The sequence below is a fragment of the Haloparvum sedimenti genome (assembly GCF_001462205.1).
Classification (GTDB): Archaea; Halobacteriota; Halobacteria; order Halobacteriales; family Haloferacaceae; genus Haloparvum; species Haloparvum sedimenti.
Genome location: NZ_LKIR01000121.1, coordinates 244,437 through 244,860 on the forward strand (window position 1 = coordinate 244,437; position 424 = coordinate 244,860).

Genomic DNA, 424 nt, shown 5'->3' on the forward strand with positions numbered 1-424 from the left:
CTCGCGGTCCCCCTGAATCACAGTCGGTTCGCCCTCCAGCACGTGGAAGACGTTGGTCGAGTCGGCGTGCTCGTGGGGATCGAGTTCGGCGCCCGGGCCGAGAGCGAACAGCTTCACCAGCACGTCGTCGGAGACGAACAGTTCGGCCGTCTCGACTGCCCCCTCGGCGGGGTCGAGATCGTCGACGGCGTCGGCGTATCGGTCGAGCGTCATGCCTCCCGATAACCGACGTGGCGTGAAAAGGTATCGGGGCGTCCCCGTTCGCGGCCGGACACCGGTGACGTGGCGTCCGTCGTTCGTGAGGGGACGCCGCGTGCATTCCCTGTCCGGTGGCGCGGTCGCGGTTCGCGTGCGACTCGCGTGCGACCCGCGCACCGTACGTCGGCGGGTCCGCCGCCGCGGCTCCCGCGGAGCGGCGACGGCG

At 71.0% G+C, this 424-nt stretch carries 1 protein-coding gene; it reads right to left on the bottom strand.

The window, feature by feature from the left end; translation table 11 throughout:
- Window positions 1-213, bottom strand: a 213-nt coding sequence (locus AN233_RS17295) for a cupin (protein ID WP_058366358.1), incomplete at its 3' end; no start/stop codon positions are given.
- Window positions 214-424 lie beyond the last annotated feature (211 nt).